The sequence below is a fragment of the Salipiger pentaromativorans genome, from assembly GCF_024721115.1.
Classification (GTDB): domain Bacteria; phylum Pseudomonadota; class Alphaproteobacteria; order Rhodobacterales; family Rhodobacteraceae; genus Salipiger; species Salipiger pentaromativorans.
Genome location: NZ_JAMDHK010000011.1, coordinates 43,414 through 61,373, shown reverse-complemented (window position 1 = coordinate 61,373; position 17,960 = coordinate 43,414). Strand labels below are relative to the sequence as shown.

Here is a 17,960-nt window from a genome sequence, read left to right as displayed (position 1 = left end):
CCGCGGCGCGGCGCCGGTCCAGCGGCGATCGCCGCGCCTACCGCGCGAGCAGTTCCAGAGGATCATAGCCCGGCCCCTCCCCCCAGGCGACATCCGGCAGGCTGTCGGGCTTGAAGCGCAGCGCCGCCATCTCGTCCCGGGTGACGAAGCGGCGCGTGTGCACAATGCCCTCGGGATCGCGCCACGCCTCCGAAAGCGCCCCCGCCACAAGCGTGCAGCGAAAGAAGATCTCGACCTGATGAAACCCGCTTTGCGGATCGTGATATTCGTTGACCAGACAGGGCGCGCCGACAGTGACTTGCAGGCCAGTTTCCTCATGCACCTCACGCGCGAGATTGTCGGGCAGCGAGGCCCCCGGATTCGCGCCGCCGCCCGGCGCGCACCAGAGATCGCTTTGCGCCCCGGGCCAGGCATTGACCAGGAGCAATCGGTTCTCGTGCAGAAGCACGGCGCGGCAGGCAAGGCGGGGCGATCTGGACATGGCCGGAGCTTTGCACCTTTCGCCGGGAGGCGGAAGGCCGTATCCCCGCCTCATGTGCCCACTGCCGCCCCCTCTTTCGCCGCCCGCCCAACCGGCCCGGTCCGCCGCATCCTGCGGGCAGAGCTGTCGCGGCACAGATCTTGGTCGCGCTCGGGCGCGGCAAGCATATCGGAGGGGAGACCGCACATGCTGTCGCTGAGCTTCGAGGGCGCCCGGGTGATGCGGCCCGAGGGCTGGGACACGGCGCCGCTGGCCATCGCCGGCGGGCGCATCGCCGCCGCCCCCGAAGGGCGACGGATCGACCTGCGCGGCTACGATATTCTGCCCGGAATCGTCGATGCCCATGGCGACGGCTTCGAACGCCACATGGCGCCGCGCCGGGGCGCCCTGCGCGAGCGTTCCGCCGGGGTGCTGGCCTGTGCCGCCGAGCTTGCGGCCAACGGCATCACCACCGCCATGCTGGCGCAGTTCTGGTCCTGGGAAGGCGGCATGCGCGGCCCAGATTTCGCCGAGGAGGTCTTTGCCTCGGTCGCCGAGGTGGCGCCGACCGTGCCCGTGGACCTGCGCCTGCAACTCCGGCTCGAAACCCATTACCTCGATGCCTTCGACCGCGCCGAAGCGGCGCTGGCCCGCTGGAAGATCGGCTATGTGGTGTTCAACGACCATCTTCCCCATGCCCGGCTGGCCGAGGGGCGCAAACCGCCCCGCCTGACCGGGCAGGCGCTGAAATCCGGCCGCTCGCCCGAGACGCATCTGGCACTGATGCAAGCCCTGCACACGCGCCAGGACGAGGTGCCCGCGGCCCTGGACGCGCTCTGCGCGCGGCTGGCCGCCCAAGGCATCCGCATGGGCAGCCATGACGACCGCACCACCGCCGGTCGCACCCTCTGGCGCGCGCGCGGCGTGCGGATTTCCGAATTCCCCGAAACCCGCGAGGCGGCGCAGGCCGCCCGCGACGGTAGGGACTCCGTGGTGCTGGGCGCGCCCAATGTGGTGCGCGGCGCCAGCCATGCGGGCAACATCGCCGCCGCCGAGCTGATCGGCGCCGGGCTCTGCGACGCGCTCGCTTCGGATTATCACTACCCCGCCCCCGCCCGCGCCGCCTGGCGCTGCGTGGAACTGGGCCTGCTCGACGAGGCCGCCGCCTGGCGGCTGGTCTCGGACGGGCCCGCGCGGCTGCTGGGGCTGGACGACCGCGGGCGGCTCGCGCCCGGGCTGCGCGCCGATCTGGTGGTGATGACCCGCGACACGCGGCGCATCGTCATGACCGTGGCCGGCGGTCAGATCGCATGGCTCTCCGGCGAGATTGCCGAGCGCCTGATCTGACCCCGGGCGGGCCGCTCCCCTGCGCCAGAAGGCCCGGCACCGGCCAAGCCCCCCGACCCGAGACGATGGCTACCCGCGCACGATCCGGTTGACATGACCCATCTTGCGGCCCGCCTTGACCTCGGCCTTGCCATAGAGATGGATCGCCGTATCCGCCTCGTGCGACAGATCCGGCAACTTGTCGAGATCGTCGCCGATGAGGTTTTCCATCTGCACATCCGCATAGCGGCTGCCGTCGCCCAAAGGCCAGTTGGCGACCGCGCGGATATGCTGCTCGAACTGGTCGATGGTGCAGCCGTTCTGCGTCCAGTGGCCGGAATTATGCACCCGCGGCGCAATCTCGTTCACCAAGAGCCCCTGCGGGGTCACGAAAAGCTCGACCCCCATCACGCCCACATAGTTCAGCGCGTTGAGGATCTTGGCCGCCAGCAGCACGGCGTCGGTGCGCTGCGCCGTGGTCAGCCGCGCGGGCACGGTGGTGGTGCGCAGGATGCCTTCGCGATGAACGTTCTCGCCCGGATCGAAACAGGCGACCGCGCCGTCGGCGCTGCGCGCGGCGATCACCGACACCTCGTGCGAGAACTCGACGAATCCTTCGAGGATGGCAGGCGCGCCGCGCATCTCCTCCAGCGCGGGGCCCGCGTCCTCCAGCTTGAGGATGCGCGCCTGCCCCTTGCCGTCATAGCCGAAGCGGCGGGTCTTGAGGATCGCCGGCGCGCCGATGATCTCCAGCGCCTGCATCAGACTGTCGGCATCGGTGATGTCGGCAAAGGGCGCGGTCCGGAGCCCCAGATCGGTGAGGAAGGTCTTTTCGGTAAGCCGGTCCTGGCTGACCCGCAGCGCCTCGCGCCCCGGACGGATCGGTTTCAGCGCCTGGAGAAGATCCAGCGCCTCGGTCGGAATGTTCTCGAACTCATAGGTGATGACATCGACCGAGGCGGCAAACGCCTCCAGCGCCGCGCGGTCGTCATAGGCGGCGGTGGTCACGGCATCGGCGACCTGGCCCGCGGGCGGCGCCTCGCCCGGCTCGAAGATATGGCAGCGCAGGCCGAGACGGCTGGCCGCGACGGACAGCATGCGGCCTAGCTGGCCGCCGCCGAGAATGCCGATGGTCGCGCCCTGGGGAAGTGGGTCGGACATGATCTGCCTCCGCTCTGATGTGCTGCGGCGCTTGTCCCGCGAAACGCGCCCGCCCGCAAGCGGGCAATCGCGGCTCAGCCGCGCTCCGGTTCTTCGGGGATCAAGGCCGACAGCGCCTCGCGCCAGGCGTCGAGCCGCTCGGCAAGCGCCGCGTCCTGCAACGCCAGAATGCCCGCCGCCATGAGCCCGGCATTGGCCGCCCCCGCCCCGCCGATGGCCATGGTGGCGACCGGAAAGCCGCGCGGCATCTGCACGATGGAATAAAGGCTGTCGACACCCGAGAGCGCGCGGGTCTGCACCGGCACGCCGATCACCGGCACACGGGTCTTGGACGCCATCATGCCCGGCAGATGCGCCGCGCCACCGGCGCCCGCGATGATCACCTGAAGCCCGCGCCCGGCGGCTTCCTTGCCATAGGTCCAGAGCCGGTCCGGCGTGCGGTGGGCCGAGACGATCCTGACCTCATAGGCCACCCCCAGCTCGTCCAGAATCCGCGCGGCCTCTTCCATGGTGGGCCAGTCCGACTGGCTGCCCATGATGATGCCGACCTTGACCGTCTCTTCCGCCATAATGCGCCCTCGCGATACCCGAAGCCCGCACTATACCGGCGCCCCCGCGCTTGTCCATGCAACGCGGGCCCCGGACCAATCCGCAAACGGACGCGCGCCGCCGCGCACGCCCTTTCATCTTTCTCCAAATACGCCCGCCGGAGGCCTCCGGCCGCCGAACCGGGCGCGGGATCAGCCGATCTTGTCCTGCGTCCGCGTCTCGAAATCCGACGCGTCATGACGCTCGTGCAGCTGCTCATGCGGCTCGCCAAAGGCCTTGTTGACCATGCGCCCGCGCTGCACCGCCGGACGCGCGCCGATCTCGTCGGCCCAGCGCACCACATTCTTGTAGCTCTGCACGTCGAGGAATTCGCCCGCGTCGTAAGAGCCGCCCTGCACCGTGCGCCCGTACCAGGGCCAGATCGCGATGTCGGCAATGGTCAGGCTGTCGCCCACCATAAAGGGCTTGTCCGCCAGATGCCGGTCGAGCACGTCGAGCTGGCGTTTCACCTCCATGGTGAAGCGGTCGATGGGGTACTGCATCTTGTAGGGCGCATAGGCGTAGAAATGCCCGAAGCCACCGCCCAGATAGGGCGCGCTGCCCATCTGCCAGAACAGCCAGGACAGCATTTCGGCGCGGTTTTCGGGCGCGCCGAGGAAGGCGCCGAATTTCTCGGCCAGGTGCAGCAGGATGGCGCCGGATTCGAACACCCGCACGGGTTTTTCGCCCGACAGGTCGAGCAGCGCCGGGATCTTGGAGTTCGGGTTCACCTCGACAAAGCCCGAACCGAACTGGTCGCCCTCGTTGATGCGGATGAGCCAGGCGTCATATTCGGCGCCGCTGAACCCCGCCGCCAGCAGCTCTTCGAGAAGAATGGTCACCTTCTGCCCGTTGGGCGTGGCCAGGCTGTAAAGCTGGAACGGATGCTTGCCGACCGGCAGCTCCTTGTCATGGGTGGCGCCCGCGATGGGGCGGTTGATCGAGGCAAAGGCCCCGCCGTTATCCTGCTCCCAGGTCCAGACGCGGGGAGGGGTGTAGTCTTCGCTCATGGATGCGCTTCCTGTGCTGTTCGCTTTCCGAACCTAAGCCCGCGCGCCGAGAATGCCAGCCGCTGCACTGTGCCGGAATGCACAAAGGCTTTGCGGCCAGGCGCGCAGAGCGCGCCGGAGCGGGGCCTGCACAGGCTGAAGGCCGGGCGCCCCCGCCCCGCATCACCCCGCGAGAACGCTGCGGCGGCTGTCGCGGAACCGCTCGACCATCAGCCGGTATTCGGTGGGAATGTCGCGCATCGAGACGATGCCCACCGGCCGGCCGTCGCCGGTCACAACGGGCAGATGACGGAAACCGCCCTCGCTCATCTTGGTCTGCGCATCGGCAAGGCTCTCGCGGCGGCGCACGGTGACCGGCTCGGTGGTCATGATCTCGGCCACCGGGGTTTCCGCCACCGGACGCCCCGCCGAGATGCAGCGGCGCAGCACGTCGCGCTCGCAGACGATGCCGGCAAGGCGCCCGTCCCGCAGAACCGCGACCGCCCCGACATTCCGCCGGGCCATGAGACTGCACGCCTCTTCGACGCTGGTCTCGGGCGCCACGGAAATCAGCGGCCGCCCGCTCAGAAGCTGGTCGATGGATGTGATGATCATAATCTTCTCCGTCATAAATCCGTCATGAAAAGTCAGGTCCACAGTATAGCCCCACCTGCGCCGGAGGGCAGTCCGGGATACCCGACCCCGCAGCGCCGGGCGTCGGGAAATCGGCGTCCCGCCGCCACAAGCGTGTTTCGCTTTTGTTCCCGCCGTCCTATCTATCGAGGCATGACAGAGCTTCCCGCCTCCCTTCAGGGCTGGTTCGACCGGCGCGGCTGGCAGATCCACCCGCATCAGCGCGACATGCTGGACCGCGCCGGTGCGCCCTGTCTGCTGCTCATCGCGCCCACCGGCGGCGGCAAGACCCTGGCGGGCTTCCTGCCGACGCTGACCGAGCTGGCCGAGGCGCCGCGCGACGGGCTGCACACGCTCTATATCTCGCCGCTGAAGGCACTGGCCGCCGACATCCGGCGCAATCTTCTGATCCCCATCGAGGAGGCCGGGCTGCCGATCCGGGTCGAGGACCGCACCGGCGACACGCCCGCAAGCCGCAAGAAGCGCCAGCGCGCCGACCCGCCGCAGATCCTGCTCACCACGCCGGAATCGCTGGCGCTGCTCACCTCCTACGAGGACGCGCCGCGCATGTTCGCCGGGCTGCAACGGGTGGTGGTCGACGAGATCCACGCGCTGGCCGAAAGCAAGCGCGGCGACCAGCTCATGCTGGCGCTGGCGCGGCTTCAGTCCATGTGCCCCGGTCTGCGGCGGGTGGGGCTCTCGGCCACGGTCGAGGACCCGCAGGCCATCGCCACGCTGCTGGCGCGCCACCCCGACCCCTGCGAGATCCTTCAGGCCGATCCGGGGCCGGAGCCCGATATATCCATGCTGGTCACCGAGGAGGCGCCGCCCTGGTCCGGCGGCGGCGCGGCCTATGCCATCCCCGCCGTGCTGGAAGAGGTCAAGCGCCACAGGACCACGCTCATCTTTCACAACACCCGCGCCCAGGCGGAAATCTTTTTCCACAAGCTCTGGCTCGCCAACGAGGACGCGCTGCCCATCGGCATCCATCACGGCTCGCTGGATCGCGGCCAGCGCGAAAAGGTTGAGGCCGCGATGGTCCGTGGCGACCTGCGCGCCATCGTCTGCACCGGCTCGCTGGATCTGGGCATCGACTGGGGCGATGTGGATCTGGTGATCCAGATCGGCGCGCCGAAAAACGTCAAGCGGCTGGTGCAGCGGATCGGGCGGGCCAATCACCGCTACAACGCGCCGTCAAAGGCGCTGCTGGTGCCCGCCAACCGTTTCGAGGTGGTGGAATGCCGCGCCGCCTTGGAGGCGGTGCGCGATCGCGATCTGGATGGCGAGACGCGCGGGCGCGGGCCGCGCGATGTGCTCTGTCAGCATATCCTGATCGCCGCCTGCGCCGGGCCGTTCGAGGCGGGCGCGCTTTATGCCGAGATGATCACGGCGGGCGCCTATGCGGATCTGACGCGGGAGGAATTCGACGCCTGTCTCGATTTCTGCGCCACCGGGGGGTACGCGCTGCGCGCCTATGACCGCTGGCAACGCCTGCTCAGACGCCCGGACGGGCTCTGGCAGCTTCGCGACCCGCGCTCGGCGACGCGCATCCGGCAGAATCTCGGCACGATCCAGGACACCGATACGCTCAAGGTGAAATGGCGCGGCCGTGGCGGCGCACCGCTGGGCGAGATCGAGGAGGGCTTTGCCGCCTCGCTCACCAGAGGCGACACCTTCCTGATCGGCGGGCAGATCGTGCGCTATGAGGGGCTGCGCGAGCTGGTGGTCGAGGTCACCCGCGACGCCGCCCGCAAGCCAAAGATCGCCACCTTCATGGGCACCAAATTCTCCACCTCCACCCAGCTTTCCGCCCGCATCGTCGAGATGTTCCAGCAGCAAAGCTGGCCGGAGCTGCCGCGACACACCGCCGACTGGCTGCGGCTTCAGCGCGAGGTCTCGCGCCTGGCCGAACCCGGCCGGCTGCTGATCGAGAGCTTTCCGCATGACGGGCGCGAGCAGCTCGTGGTCTACGGCTTTGCCGGGCGCAACGCGATGCAGACGCTGGGGCTATTGCTGACCAAGCGCATGGAGGAGGAGGGGCTGGCACCGATGGGCTTTGTCTCCTCGGATTACGCGGTGCTGATCTGGGGGCTCGACGCGGTGACCGATCCCGCGCCGCTCTTCGATCTGGAGCGGCTGGAGGCGGGGCTGGAGACCTGGCTCGCGGGCAACGCGGTGATGAAGCGCACCTTCCGCGCCTCGGCCACCATCGCCGGGCTGATCGAGCGCAACACCGCCGGGCAGCGCAAGAGCGGGCGGCAGGCCACCATGTCGTCGGATATTCTCTACGACACGCTGGTGAAATACGACCCAGGCCATCTGCTCTTGCGGATCACCCGCGAAGAGGCGATGCGCGGGCTGGTGGATTTCGCCCGCATCCGCGAGATGTGCCAGCGGGTGGGCGAGCGGATCGACCTCGTCCGGCTGGAGCGCGTCTCGCCGCTCTCGGCGCCGCTGTTCCTCGAGCCCGGGCGGGTGCCTATCGCGGGCTCGGCGGATGAGCGGCTGATACAGGAGGAGATCACGGCGCTTCTGGACGAATCGGGGCTGGCGCGGATCGGGGCGGGGCATGGCTGAGTTGTGTGACATTTGTCCGGCGCGGTGCCCTTTGGCGGGCGGGGTGACGTGAGTATTTATCGGAAAGATGAAAGGGCCGGGGCGGAGCGGATGACGGGGCTGGCATTCGGATTTCGGCGGGCAGAGCTGGTGGCCCTGGGCTCGGGCGGGCTTTTCTGGCCGGATGAGGCGCTGCTGGTGGTGTCGGACCTGCATTTCGGAAAATCGGCGCGGCTCTCGGCGGTAGGCGGCGCGGCGCTGCCGCCCTATGAGACGCGCGAGACGCTGCTGCGGCTGGAGGCGGATCTGGTGGTGACAGGCGCGCGACGGGTGATCTGCCTCGGCGACAGTTTCGACGCGGAGGGCATCGCACTTGAGCTGCCCGAGGAGGAGCGGCTGTGGATCGCCCGACTGATGGCGGGGCGCGACTGGGTCTGGATCGAGGGCAATCACGATCCCGGCCCGGTGGATCTGGGCGGCACCCATCGTGCCGAGATGGTGCTCGGGGCGCTGGTGTTCCGCCATATCGCGGTGCCGGGGGCAGAGGGCGAGGTCTCGGGGCATTACCATCCCAAGGCGCGGCTGCGGCTGCGCGGGCGCAGCCTGTCGCGGCCATGTTTCCTGGTCGATCATGCGCGGCTGATCCTGCCCGCCTATGGCGCCTATGCCGGCGGGCTGCGCAGCGATCACGCGGCGCTGACCGCGCTGATGGCGCCGGAGGCACGGGCGATCCTGACCGGGCCGCAGCCGGTTGCGATCCCGATGCCGCGCGGCTGAGGCTTGTCCTTCCTCCGCGCCCGTGATCGAGTGCGCGCCATGGATCTCGAGACTCGTATCAGGGCCAGCTTCGGCCGACAGAGCATGATGCAAACGCTGGGCGCGCGGCTGATCTCGGTCGCGCCCGGCGCGGTGACCATCGAGGCGGCGATCCGCCCCGATCTGCACCAACAGCTTGGGTATGCCCACGCAGCTCTGGCCTTTGCCATCGGCGACAGCGCGGCGGGCTACTCGGCGCTCACCGTGACACCGGAGGACAAGGAGATCGTGACGTCGGAAATGAAGATCCATCTTCTGGCCCCTGCCGTGGGGGACAGGCTGATCGCACGGGGACGGGTGATCAGGCCAGGGCGGCGGCTGGTGATCGTCAGCGCCGATGTCTACGCGGTGAAGGACGGCAGGGAGACCCATGCCGCCCTGCTCACCGGCACCACCGTGCCCGTCTGACCGCTCTGCACCGCCACAGGCGGTAGGGTGGGCAATCCTGCCCACCTCCTATCAGGCAGTCAGCCCCTCGGGCTCGGCCAGACCGTTGGCGCGGCAGCAGGCGGTGACCGTGTTGGCCAGCAGGCAGGCAATGGTCATCGGCCCCACCCCGCCCGGCACCGGGGTGATCGCCCCGGCCACCTCGGCGCAGCTGTCGTAATCGCAATCGCCCACCAGCCGGGTCTTGCCCTCGCCCTTCTCGGGCGCGTCAATGCGGTTGATGCCCACGTCGATCACCGTGGCGCCCGGCTTGATCCAGTCGCCCGGCACCATCTGCGGGCGACCCACCGCCGCCACCACGATGTCGGCGCGGCGTACCACCTCGGGCAGATCCTTCGTGCGCGAATGCGCGATGGTCACCGTGCAGCTTTCGCCCAGCAGGAGCTGCGCCATCGGTTTGCCGACGATGTTGCTGCGCCCGATCACCACCGCGTTCATGCCGGAAAGCGTGCCATGCACATCGCGCAGCATCATCAGGCAGCCGAGCGGCGTGCAGGGCACCATGCTTTTCTGCCCGGTGCCAAGCAGGCCCACGTTGGAGATGTGGAACCCGTCCACATCCTTGGCGGGGTCGATGGCGTTGATCACCGCATCCGCGTTCATGTGATCCGGCAGCGGCAGCTGCACGAGGATGCCATGCACCCTGGGATCGGCATTGAGCTGCGCCACCAGCTCCAGCAGCACCTCTTCCGAGGTTTCCGCCGGCAGCTTGTGCTCGTAGGAGTTCATGCCCGCCTCGGCCGTCTGCCTGCCCTTGTTGCGGACATAGACCTGGCTCGCGGGATCCTCGCCCACCAGCACCACCGCAAGGCCCGGCGTGATGCCGTTCTCTTGCTTCAGCCGCGCCACATGCGCCGCCACCTTTTCCCGCACATCGGCCGCGAAGGCCTTGCCGTCGATGATCCTGGCCGCCATGGCCCTCTCCTTCATTCCCGCCCGAGCGCAGCCTCTTCGCGCCGGATCGCCCATTCCACCAGCTCCCGCCAGAGCGTCTCGGCCAGCACCGGGTCGTAGCCTTCGGCCTCGGCATTGGCCATCGCATTGGCGATCACCTCGTCCACCCGGTCGGCGATGCGCGCCGGCCAGCCGTTCTCCGCCTTGAGTTCCGCCGCGCGGGAAATCAGCCGCGCGCGGTGCCCCAGAAGCGCACTCAGAGCCTTGTCGGTCGTGTCGATCTCGGCGCGCAGCGCCGCCATGTCCGCCAGATCCGCAGGGTTGCGCATGTGGTGTCTCCTTACCTGACCGCCCAGGCTCTGATGCCCGCCGGTGTATCAATGTTCAACGCCCCGAGAGCGCCGTTTGCGACGTTGCAGCGTGGAAATGCGTTCCGATGCACGTTTCGGCGCCGCCGATCAGAACAGCCCCTCGATCTCGCCGTCTGCGTTGAGCCGGATTTTCTCGGCCGCAGGGTGGCTGGGCAGGCCGGGCATGGTCATGATCTCCCCGCAGATCGCCACGATGAACCCGGCCCCCGCCGAGAGCCGCACCTCGCGCACCGGCACCACATGGCCTTCGGGCGCGCCGCGCAGGTTGGGGTCGGTCGAGAAGGAATATTGCGTCTTGGCCATGCAGACCGGCAGGTGGCCATAGCCCTGCGCCTCCCACTGGTGCAGCTGCTCGCGGATGCGCGTGTCTCCGGTGACCTCATGGGCGTGATAGATCCGCTCGGCCACGCATTCGATCTTTTGCCAGAGCGGCATCTCGTCGGGATAGAGCGGCGCGAACTGCGATTGCCCGGCATCGGCGATCTCGGCCACGCGGGTGGCCAGCGCCTCGGTGCCCGCCGAGCCTTCGGCCCAGTGTTTGCATAGGTAGGATTCCGCCCCCTGCTCCGCCACATAGTCCCGCACCGCCGCGATTTCGGCCTCGGTATCGCCGGTGAAATGGTTGATCGCCACCACCACCGGCACGCCGAAGCCCTTGAGGTTCTGGATATGGCGCCCGAGATTGGCGCAGCCCTTGGTGACCGCCGGCACATTCTCGGCGCCAAGATCGTCCTTGCCGACACCACCGTTCATCTTGAGCGCCCGCACCGTCGCCACCAGCACCACGCAATCGGGATGCAGCCCGGCCTTGCGGCACTTGATGTCAAAGAACTTCTCGGCCCCCAGATCCGCGCCGAAGCCCGCTTCGGTCACCACATAGTCGGCCAGTTTCAGCGCGGTACGGGTGGCGATCACCGAATTGCAGCCATGGGCGATATTGGCGAAGGGGCCGCCATGCACAAAGGCCGGGGTATGTTCCAGCGTCTGCACGAGGTTCGGCATCATCGCCTCCTTGAGCAGCACCGTCATCGCCCCGTCGGCACCGATGTCACGGGCAAAGACCGGCGAGTGATCGCGCCTGTAGGCCACGATCATATCGCCAAGGCGGCGTTCCAGATCGGCGAGATCCTCGGCCAGACAGAGGATCGCCATGACCTCGGAGGCGACGGTGATGTCGAAGCCGGTTTCGCGCGGAAAGCCGTTGGCGACGCCCCCCAGCGAGGTCACCGTCTGGCGCAGCGCCCGGTCGTTCATGTCGAGCACCCTGCGCCAGACCACGCGGCGCAGGTCGATGTCCTGCGCGTTGCCCCAGTAGATATGGTTGTCGATCATCGACGCCAGCAGGTTGTGGGCGCTGGTGATGGCGTGGAAATCGCCGGTGAAATGGAGGTTCATCTCCTCCATCGGCACGATCTGCGCATAGCCGCCGCCCGCGGCCCCGCCCTTCATGCCGAAATTCGGCCCGAGCGAGGCCTCGCGGATACAGATCGCGGCCTTCTTGCCGATGCGTTGCAGCCCGTCGCCAAGGCCCACCGTGGTCGTCGTCTTGCCTTCGCCCGCCGGGGTGGGGTTGATCGCCGTCACGAGGATGAGCCTGCCGTCGGGCCGATCGCCGAGGCCCGCGATAAAGCGTTGATCCACCTTCGCCTTGTCATGGCCGTAAGGCAGCAGATGCTCGGGCCCGATGCCCAGCTTGGCGCCGATGTCCTGGATCGGGCGTTTGCGGGCCTCGCGGGCGATCTGGATGTCGGTTTTTACGGCCACGGTCTCGTCCTTTGTCTTGCTGGGCGGTCAGGGCGACCATGGCCCATGCAGCGGGCAGAGGACAGACGGAAATAGGGGGGTCTGCTTGGGGAGCCGCGCCATCGCCGGCCCGTGGGAGGGCGATCCTTGGGTATGAGCCCTTCGATTTATCGTGGTCAAATCCGAAAGACCCCTCAACGGAGCGCTGATTTCACCAAATCGCCAGCCCGGAGGACGGGCCGGCGATGACGCGGCGGCTTCGCCTTGTTCCGCGCCGGGGCGGAGGAATGAGCGGGGGCTTTTCCTACCGCACCGCCTCATAATGCGCCCAGAGCGGCTGGTCCGGCACATGCAGGCGCAGCACATCCCCCGGGCGCAGAACGCCCGGGCGTTCGACCCAGGCCACCACCCCGCGCCGGCCCTTGGCCGCCGGCTTGAACCGCGCGCCGACCCCCTCATGCGCAACCTCGATCTCGCGCCCGGGCAGCACGCAGGGGCGGTTCTCCATATCCACCACCAGCGTCACCCCGTCCGGCCCCTGAAGCCGCGACGAGGGCGGGATATGCGAGAAATCCGGCAGCCCTGCGACCACCACCGAAACCCCGAGCCATTCCGGCTCCACCGCATCAAGCGCCATGCGCTCGGCAATCCCCGCGATCTCTTCGGCGGAGATCATCGAGACCTGCCGGCTGTTGCGGATCACCGTCCCGCGCGGATGCTGCGACAGTACGCGGCTGCAAGAGGGGCGCGTCAGCCCCGAGTGGCGCTCGCCCACCGGCCCCTCGAACCCCAGTTCCAGCCAATCCACCGCGACCGATTGCAGCCCCTTTCCCTCTTCCGGAACCCGCCCCAGCCAGCGGATCGTCGCGTGAAAATCGGTGGGCTTCAGGGCAGGCATGGGCGGCAACTCCTCGTCTCTGCCGCGACTCTGCGCAAAGCGCCCCGCATCGCCAAGCCGGATCCTGCGCATTTACGAATAAATTGCGCGAATTAATGAAAAATTCGCGCAGGCCCGTCACCGCGTGAGGGTGAAGAAGAGCCGGCGGAAGGGAAACAGCACATGGCCCGAGGCAAGCGTCGGATAGGCGCTGCCGATCACCTCTTCATAGGCCGCGATCAGCCGGGCCTGTTCGGCCTCGGACAGCGGCTCGAGCACCGGGCGCCCGAACGTGGCCTCGGTGAAGCGGCGGACCGGATGGCCCGAGCCGTCGGGCGCCAGCTCCTGATAATACTCCGTTTCCCAGAGCGAAACCTGCCCCAGCGGGCGCAGCAGACGGTGATATTCCGCCGGCAGCAGCACCGAGGGGATCGCCGCATGATCGACCCGGCCCGGGAACAGCTCGTCGGCCAGCGTCAGCCAGAGCCGGTGCGACGGGGCGTTGTTCTGATGCGGCACCTGCACCGCCAGCACCCCGCCGGGGACCAGCGTCTCGGCCAGGCGCGGGATCAGCCCCGCATGATCGCCCACCCAGTGCAGCGCCGCGTTGGAAAAGATCAACGCCGGTGGCTGCTCGGGCGACCAGTCGCTCAGATCGGCGCAATCGAGACGGTCGTAGCAGCCCGTCGCCCGCGCCTTTTCCAGCATCGCCGGGCTCAGATCGACACCGGTCAGCGCGCGGCCCAACTGTTGCAGCGCCGGCCCGGCGGCCCCGCTGCCACAGCCGAGATCCACGATACCTCCCTCCGGCAATGGGCCAATGCTGCGCAGCAGGTCGATGGCGGGGCGCAAACGAAGACCCCGGAATCTGTGATAGAGTCCGGGGTCCCAATCTGTTTGCGCTGTCCCGCTCATGCGGAGGGTTCGGGCTCCAGCCCGCTGTCGCCGGCAGGTTTCGCCTTGGGCTTGGTTTTCGGGATCGCCGTCACGCTGGGCGTGTCGCCACCGGAATCCGCGCCGGCATCGTCGCCCGCATGCGGCGGCTCGCCCTTCATCACGCGCTTGATCTCGTCGCCGGTCAGGGTCTCGTATTCCAGCAGCCCCTGCGCCAGACGCTCCCAGTCTTCCTTGCGCTCGGTCAGGATCTGGAACGCGCGGTCATAGCCTTCCTGGATGAAGGTGCGCACCTCTTCCTCGATCAGCTCCTTGGTATGGGCCGAGACCGAGAGACCGGCGGTGTTGCCCTGATAGCCCTCATGCGCTTCGGAATAGTCGATATTGCCGACCTTGTCCGACATGCCCCAGCGCAGCACCATCGCCCGCGCCAGCGCAGACGCCTGCTGGATGTCGCCCGCCGGGCCGTTCGAGACGTTCTCTTCGCCGTATTTGATGATCTCGGCGGCCTTGCCCGCCATGGTCATCGCCAGCTTTTCCTCGCACTCGGATTTGTGCCAGTTCAGACGGTCGATCTCGGGCAGAGACACAACCATACCCAGCGCACCACCGCGCGGGATGATCGTCGCCTTGTAGACCGGATCGCATTGCGGCAGCGACAGACCCACCACCGCGTGGCCGGCCTCGTGATAGGCGGTCTTTTCCTTCTGCTCGGGCGTCAGCACCATGGAGCGGCGTTCCGCGCCCATCATGACCTTGTCCTTGGCGTTCTCGAAATCTTCCATCGTGACAAAGCGGCGGCCCACACGCGCGGCCATCAGCGCCGCCTCGTTCACCAGGTTCGCCAGATCCGCGCCCGAGAAACCGGGCGTGCCGCGCGCGATGATGCGCAGATCCACATCCGGGCCCAGCGGGGTCTTGCGGGCGTGCACGCCGAGGATCTTTTCGCGGCCCTTGATGTCGGGGTTGGGCACGGTGACCTGACGGTCGAACCGGCCCGGACGCAGCAGCGCCGGGTCGAGCACATCGCGGCGGTTGGTCGCGGCGATGATGATCACGCCTTCGTTGGCCTCGAACCCGTCCATCTCGACCAGAAGCTGGTTGAGGGTCTGTTCGCGCTCGTCATTGCCGCCGCCATAACCGGAGCCCCGGTTGCGGCCCACGGCGTCGATCTCGTCGATGAAGACGATACAGGGGGCATTCTTCTTGGCCTGTTCGAACATGTCGCGCACACGGCTGGCGCCGACGCCCACGAACATTTCCACGAAGTCGGAGCCCGAGATGGTGAAGAACGGGACGCCCGCCTCGCCCGCAATCGCGCGCGCCAGCAGCGTCTTACCGGTGCCCGGAGGGCCCACCAGCAGCGCGCCTTTCGGGATCTTGCCGCCGAGACGCGAGAATTTCTGCGGGTTGCGGAGGAATTCGACGATCTCCTCCAGCTCTTCCTTGGCCTCGTCGATGCCCGCGACATCGTCAAAGGTCACCCGCCCGTGCTTTTCGGTCAGCAGCTTGGCCTTGGACTTGCCAAAGCCCATGGCGCCGCCTTTGCCGCCGCCCTGCATGCGGTTCATGAAATAGATCCACACGCCGATCAGCAGCAGGAAGGGCAGAAGCGACAGCAGGAAGGCCTGGAAGCCCGACTGCTCCTGCTGTTCGGCACGCACGACGACGCCTTTCTGGATCAGCATGTCGGTGACCTGGGCGTCTTCGGGTTTGACCGTGACGTAATCGGTGCCGTCGCTGCTGCGGTAGCGGATCTGCTCGCCGTCGATGGTGACCGAGCTGACATTGTTGCTGTCCACCGCCTGCACGAAATCCGAATAGCTGATCTCACGGCTTTGCAGCGTGTTGCCGCCACCGGAGAACAGATTGAAAAGCGCCAGGATGAGAAGAAACAGCACCACCCAGAAGGCGATATTACGTGCGTTGCCCAAGGAAAGCCTCCAAACATGCGTCGCACGCCCGGGCCCGGGCGCGATGGTCCTAACATAAGGATCGGGCGCGCTGGTTCAATGCGAAAGAAGGAAGCTCGGGAAACCGATGTGCCGCGTTCCCATCGGCCAGAGCTGCGTGGTTTCGCCCGGACCGATGCCCAGCGCGTCGCAGGCGACGAGCCGGCCGCCCTCCCAGACCGCCGGCAAACCGCGTGCGACGGGATGGGACGGCCCGCCCTCGCGCGCCGCGCCGGCCTGTAGCCAGCCCTCGTCGCCCAGCGCGCGGATCTCCAGCCCGGTCAGATCCTTGTGGAAAACCCGCCACTTGCCATCCCAAAGCGCGGTCTCTGACAGTGATCCGCGCAAATCCGCCACGGCGGCGTATTCGCGGAAAAGGCGGATCTCGTCGCGGGTGGTCCGCGCCTCGCAGCCATGCAGGGTTCCGGCACCGCCGGCCAGAAGCCGGTCGAGCAGCGCCTCGAGCGGGGCCGCGCGCGGGCGGTATTCCGCTGAGGCGATAAATTGCAGCGCCGCGGCGAGCAGCCGCAGTTGCGTGTCGCGTTCGACGGTTTCAAAGACGGCGCGGTCGAAGATCATCTCCCCGGTCGCCGCGCCCCGCACCTCGCCCGCCCGGCCGCACAGCGCCCAGACCTCCACCGCCCGTTGCCGCAGCACGTCCCGTGCGCGTGACATCCGGCCCGCAGTCGCGGCCAGCGTCTCGGCCCCGAGCCCGTGCGACCGCAGCTCTGCAAGCAGCTTGCGGATCCGCGCCCGTTCGTAGCGGTCGTCCTGGTTCGACGGGTCATCCGCCCAGCGGCCCTTGAGCACCCGCAGATAATGGCGCAGCTCCTCGCGCCCCATATCCAGACAGGGCCGCAAGATGTGGAACCGGTCGGGATGCTGTGTCGCCAGGTCGACGACCGGCGTGGCGGAGGGGCAGGCGCCCGCGCATTCGGCTTCGCTCAGCGGCGCGCGCGGCCATGGCTGCCGGATCTCGCGCATCGGTGCCATGGCCGACAGCCCGTCCACCCCGGAGCCGCGCGCCAGCCGCATCAGAAAGGTCTCGGCCACATCGTCGCGCGTATGAGCCAGCAGCACATGGGCAAGCCCGCCGCGCCAGCGCCCGATCATCTCGAGCCGGCCGCGCCGCGCCGCATCCATCAGATTGCCCTGCCCGTCCCAGCGCCAGCGCAGCAGCGCATGCGGATGCCCGAGCTCGGCGCAGGTCTCGGCGACCAGCGCGACCTCTCCGGCGGCCTCCGGGCGCAGACCATGATCGACGGTCACCACCCAGAGCCGTACGCCCCAGACATGCGCCCAGTTATGCGCCAGCGTGAGCATCGCCATGCTGTCGCCGCCACCCGAGACGGCCAGCGCGATGGCAGAGGGGAAATCCGGGCCCAGCAAGGCGCCCATGGCCCCGGCAAAGCGCCGGTCGAGACTGTCGCTCACGGGCAGTTCAGACGGCCCATCTCGGCCTGCGCCTCGGTGACGGCAGCGCTGTCGGGGTAGCGCGCGGCGACCTCGCCCAGCGTCACGCAGGCTTCGGTCAGGCTGCCCAGTGTGCCCAGCGATGCGCCCAGCCGCCAAAGCGCCTCGGGCGCCGCCTCGCTGTCGGGATAGTTGGCATAGGCGTTCAGAAAACGCCGCGCGGCTTCGCGGGTGTCGCCGACAGCGGTCAGCGCGCGGCCCTCGCCAACCAGCGCGCCGGCTTCTAGCGGGCTGCCGGGAAAGGTCTCGCGAAAGGCCGCAAACTGGTTCGCGGCGCCCTGAAAGTCACCGGAGGCGAGCGCCTCCTGCGCCCGCCGGTAGTCTGTCTGTTCGCCGATGGCGAGTTCCGCGCCGCCCGAGGGCAGCGCCTGCGGCGCCGGCGCCGGCGCGGTGACCGTGGCGGGCGCCTCGCCCCCCAGAAGGGGGGTATCGCCCAGCGCGCCGATGTCGCAGCCCGGCTCCAGCTCGCACAGGCGGAATGTCAGGTCGCCCACCCGGTTGCTGCCGTCCTGGACCACCCGGTCGATCCGGTGCCCCAGCTCTTCGGTCCGGGCGGTGAGGCGTTGCAGCTCTGCCTCGATGGCATTCACCCGGTCGAGTGTGCCGCCGCTCACCTGAAGATCGCTGATCCCGGTGGTGTTCAGCTCCTGTTTGAGCCGTTGCAGCTCGCCCGTCAGGACCGTCAGGTCCTGACGGATGTCGGCCAGCGTTTCCGTCTGCTGCGCCGCCACACCCGTGGCGGCCAGGCTCAGGCACAGCGCAAGGGCGGTACGGCGCATC

General features: G+C 68.3%; 17 protein-coding genes. 4 read left to right on the top strand and 13 right to left on the bottom strand.

The window, feature by feature from the left end; genetic code table 11:
• Window positions 1-37 precede the first annotated feature (37 nt).
• On the bottom strand, window positions 38-481 hold the full coding sequence (locus M4578_RS16065) for an NUDIX domain-containing protein (protein WP_258094306.1): 444 nt from the start codon (window positions 479-481) through the stop codon (window positions 38-40).
• Between the two features lie 186 nt (window positions 482-667).
• Here M4578_RS16065 and M4578_RS16060 point away from each other — a divergent pair, with 186 nt between their 5' ends.
• On the top strand, window positions 668-1,807 hold the full coding sequence (locus M4578_RS16060) for an alpha-D-ribose 1-methylphosphonate 5-triphosphate diphosphatase (RefSeq protein WP_258094305.1): 1,140 nt from the start codon (window positions 668-670) through the stop codon (window positions 1,805-1,807).
• 69 nt (window positions 1,808-1,876) lie between these two features.
• On the opposite strand, the gene M4578_RS16055 is transcribed toward M4578_RS16060, so the two are convergent.
• The 4 genes from M4578_RS16055 to M4578_RS16040 all read right to left on the bottom strand — a co-directional run bounded on the left by M4578_RS16055 (window position 1,877) and on the right by M4578_RS16040 (window position 5,139).
• On the bottom strand, window positions 1,877-2,947 hold the full coding sequence (locus M4578_RS16055) for a 5-(carboxyamino)imidazole ribonucleotide synthase (protein WP_258094304.1): 1,071 nt from the start codon (window positions 2,945-2,947) through the stop codon (window positions 1,877-1,879).
• 74 nt (window positions 2,948-3,021) lie between these two features.
• Window positions 3,022-3,516, bottom strand: coding sequence for a 5-(carboxyamino)imidazole ribonucleotide mutase (gene purE / locus M4578_RS16050; RefSeq protein ID WP_258094303.1), 495 nt, complete (start codon window positions 3,514-3,516; stop codon window positions 3,022-3,024).
• A gap of 171 nt (window positions 3,517-3,687) precedes the next feature.
• Entirely contained in the window at window positions 3,688-4,545 is an 858-nt protein-coding gene (yghU, locus tag M4578_RS16045) for a glutathione-dependent disulfide-bond oxidoreductase (RefSeq protein ID WP_258094302.1), read from the bottom strand.
• Window positions 4,546-4,707: 162 nt separating this feature from the next.
• Window positions 4,708-5,139, bottom strand: coding sequence for a CBS domain-containing protein (locus M4578_RS16040; protein ID WP_258094301.1), 432 nt, complete (start codon window positions 5,137-5,139; stop codon window positions 4,708-4,710).
• 171 nt (window positions 5,140-5,310) lie between these two features.
• Between M4578_RS16040 and M4578_RS16035 the strand changes: the two genes are divergently transcribed.
• The 3 genes from M4578_RS16035 to M4578_RS16025 all read left to right on the top strand — a co-directional run bounded on the left by M4578_RS16035 (window position 5,311) and on the right by M4578_RS16025 (window position 8,937).
• Window positions 5,311-7,734: a ligase-associated DNA damage response DEXH box helicase gene (locus tag M4578_RS16035; protein WP_258094300.1), complete on the top strand. Its 2,424-nt coding sequence runs from the start codon at window positions 5,311-5,313 to the stop codon at window positions 7,732-7,734.
• A 90-nt stretch (window positions 7,735-7,824) separates the two neighbouring features.
• Window positions 7,825-8,490 carry a ligase-associated DNA damage response endonuclease PdeM gene (gene pdeM, locus M4578_RS16030; RefSeq protein WP_258094299.1) on the top strand — a complete coding sequence of 222 codons (666 nt, stop codon included), beginning with the start codon at window positions 7,825-7,827 and terminating at the stop codon, window positions 8,488-8,490.
• A 39-nt stretch (window positions 8,491-8,529) separates the two neighbouring features.
• A complete protein-coding gene (locus M4578_RS16025; protein WP_258094298.1) occupies window positions 8,530-8,937 on the top strand; it encodes a PaaI family thioesterase in 408 nt (135 codons plus the stop codon).
• Between the two features lie 51 nt (window positions 8,938-8,988).
• Here the strand turns inward: M4578_RS16025 and folD are convergent, their stop codons facing one another.
• From folD to ybgF, 8 genes are all read right to left on the bottom strand, one after another.
• The gene (gene folD, locus M4578_RS16020; RefSeq protein ID WP_258094297.1) at window positions 8,989-9,891 is read right to left on the bottom strand and encodes a bifunctional methylenetetrahydrofolate dehydrogenase/methenyltetrahydrofolate cyclohydrolase FolD; all 903 of its coding nucleotides are present in this window, start codon (window positions 9,889-9,891) and stop codon (window positions 8,989-8,991) included.
• An 11-nt stretch (window positions 9,892-9,902) separates the two neighbouring features.
• Window positions 9,903-10,199 carry a chorismate mutase gene (locus M4578_RS16015; protein WP_258094296.1) on the bottom strand — a complete coding sequence of 99 codons (297 nt, stop codon included), beginning with the start codon at window positions 10,197-10,199 and terminating at the stop codon, window positions 9,903-9,905.
• A gap of 129 nt (window positions 10,200-10,328) precedes the next feature.
• On the bottom strand, window positions 10,329-12,005 hold the full coding sequence (locus tag M4578_RS16010) for a formate--tetrahydrofolate ligase (protein WP_258094295.1): 1,677 nt from the start codon (window positions 12,003-12,005) through the stop codon (window positions 10,329-10,331).
• A gap of 283 nt (window positions 12,006-12,288) precedes the next feature.
• Window positions 12,289-12,882 (bottom strand): MOSC domain-containing protein, encoded by a 594-nt coding sequence (locus tag M4578_RS16005; protein ID WP_258094294.1) that lies wholly within the window; start codon window positions 12,880-12,882, stop codon window positions 12,289-12,291.
• A 117-nt stretch (window positions 12,883-12,999) separates the two neighbouring features.
• Window positions 13,000-13,713, bottom strand: a complete 714-nt coding sequence (locus M4578_RS16000; RefSeq protein WP_420854817.1) for a methyltransferase domain-containing protein — start codon at window positions 13,711-13,713, stop codon at window positions 13,000-13,002.
• 59 nt (window positions 13,714-13,772) lie between these two features.
• Entirely contained in the window at window positions 13,773-15,689 is a 1,917-nt protein-coding gene (gene ftsH, locus M4578_RS15995; RefSeq protein ID WP_258094292.1) for an ATP-dependent zinc metalloprotease FtsH, read from the bottom strand.
• A 75-nt stretch (window positions 15,690-15,764) separates the two neighbouring features.
• On the bottom strand, window positions 15,765-17,105 hold the full coding sequence (tilS, locus tag M4578_RS15990) for a tRNA lysidine(34) synthetase TilS (protein WP_258094423.1): 1,341 nt from the start codon (window positions 17,103-17,105) through the stop codon (window positions 15,765-15,767).
• Between the two features lie 32 nt (window positions 17,106-17,137).
• On the bottom strand, window positions 17,138-17,959 hold the full coding sequence (ybgF, locus tag M4578_RS15985; RefSeq protein ID WP_258094291.1) for a tol-pal system protein YbgF: 822 nt from the start codon (window positions 17,957-17,959) through the stop codon (window positions 17,138-17,140).
• Window position 17,960 lies beyond the last annotated feature (1 nt).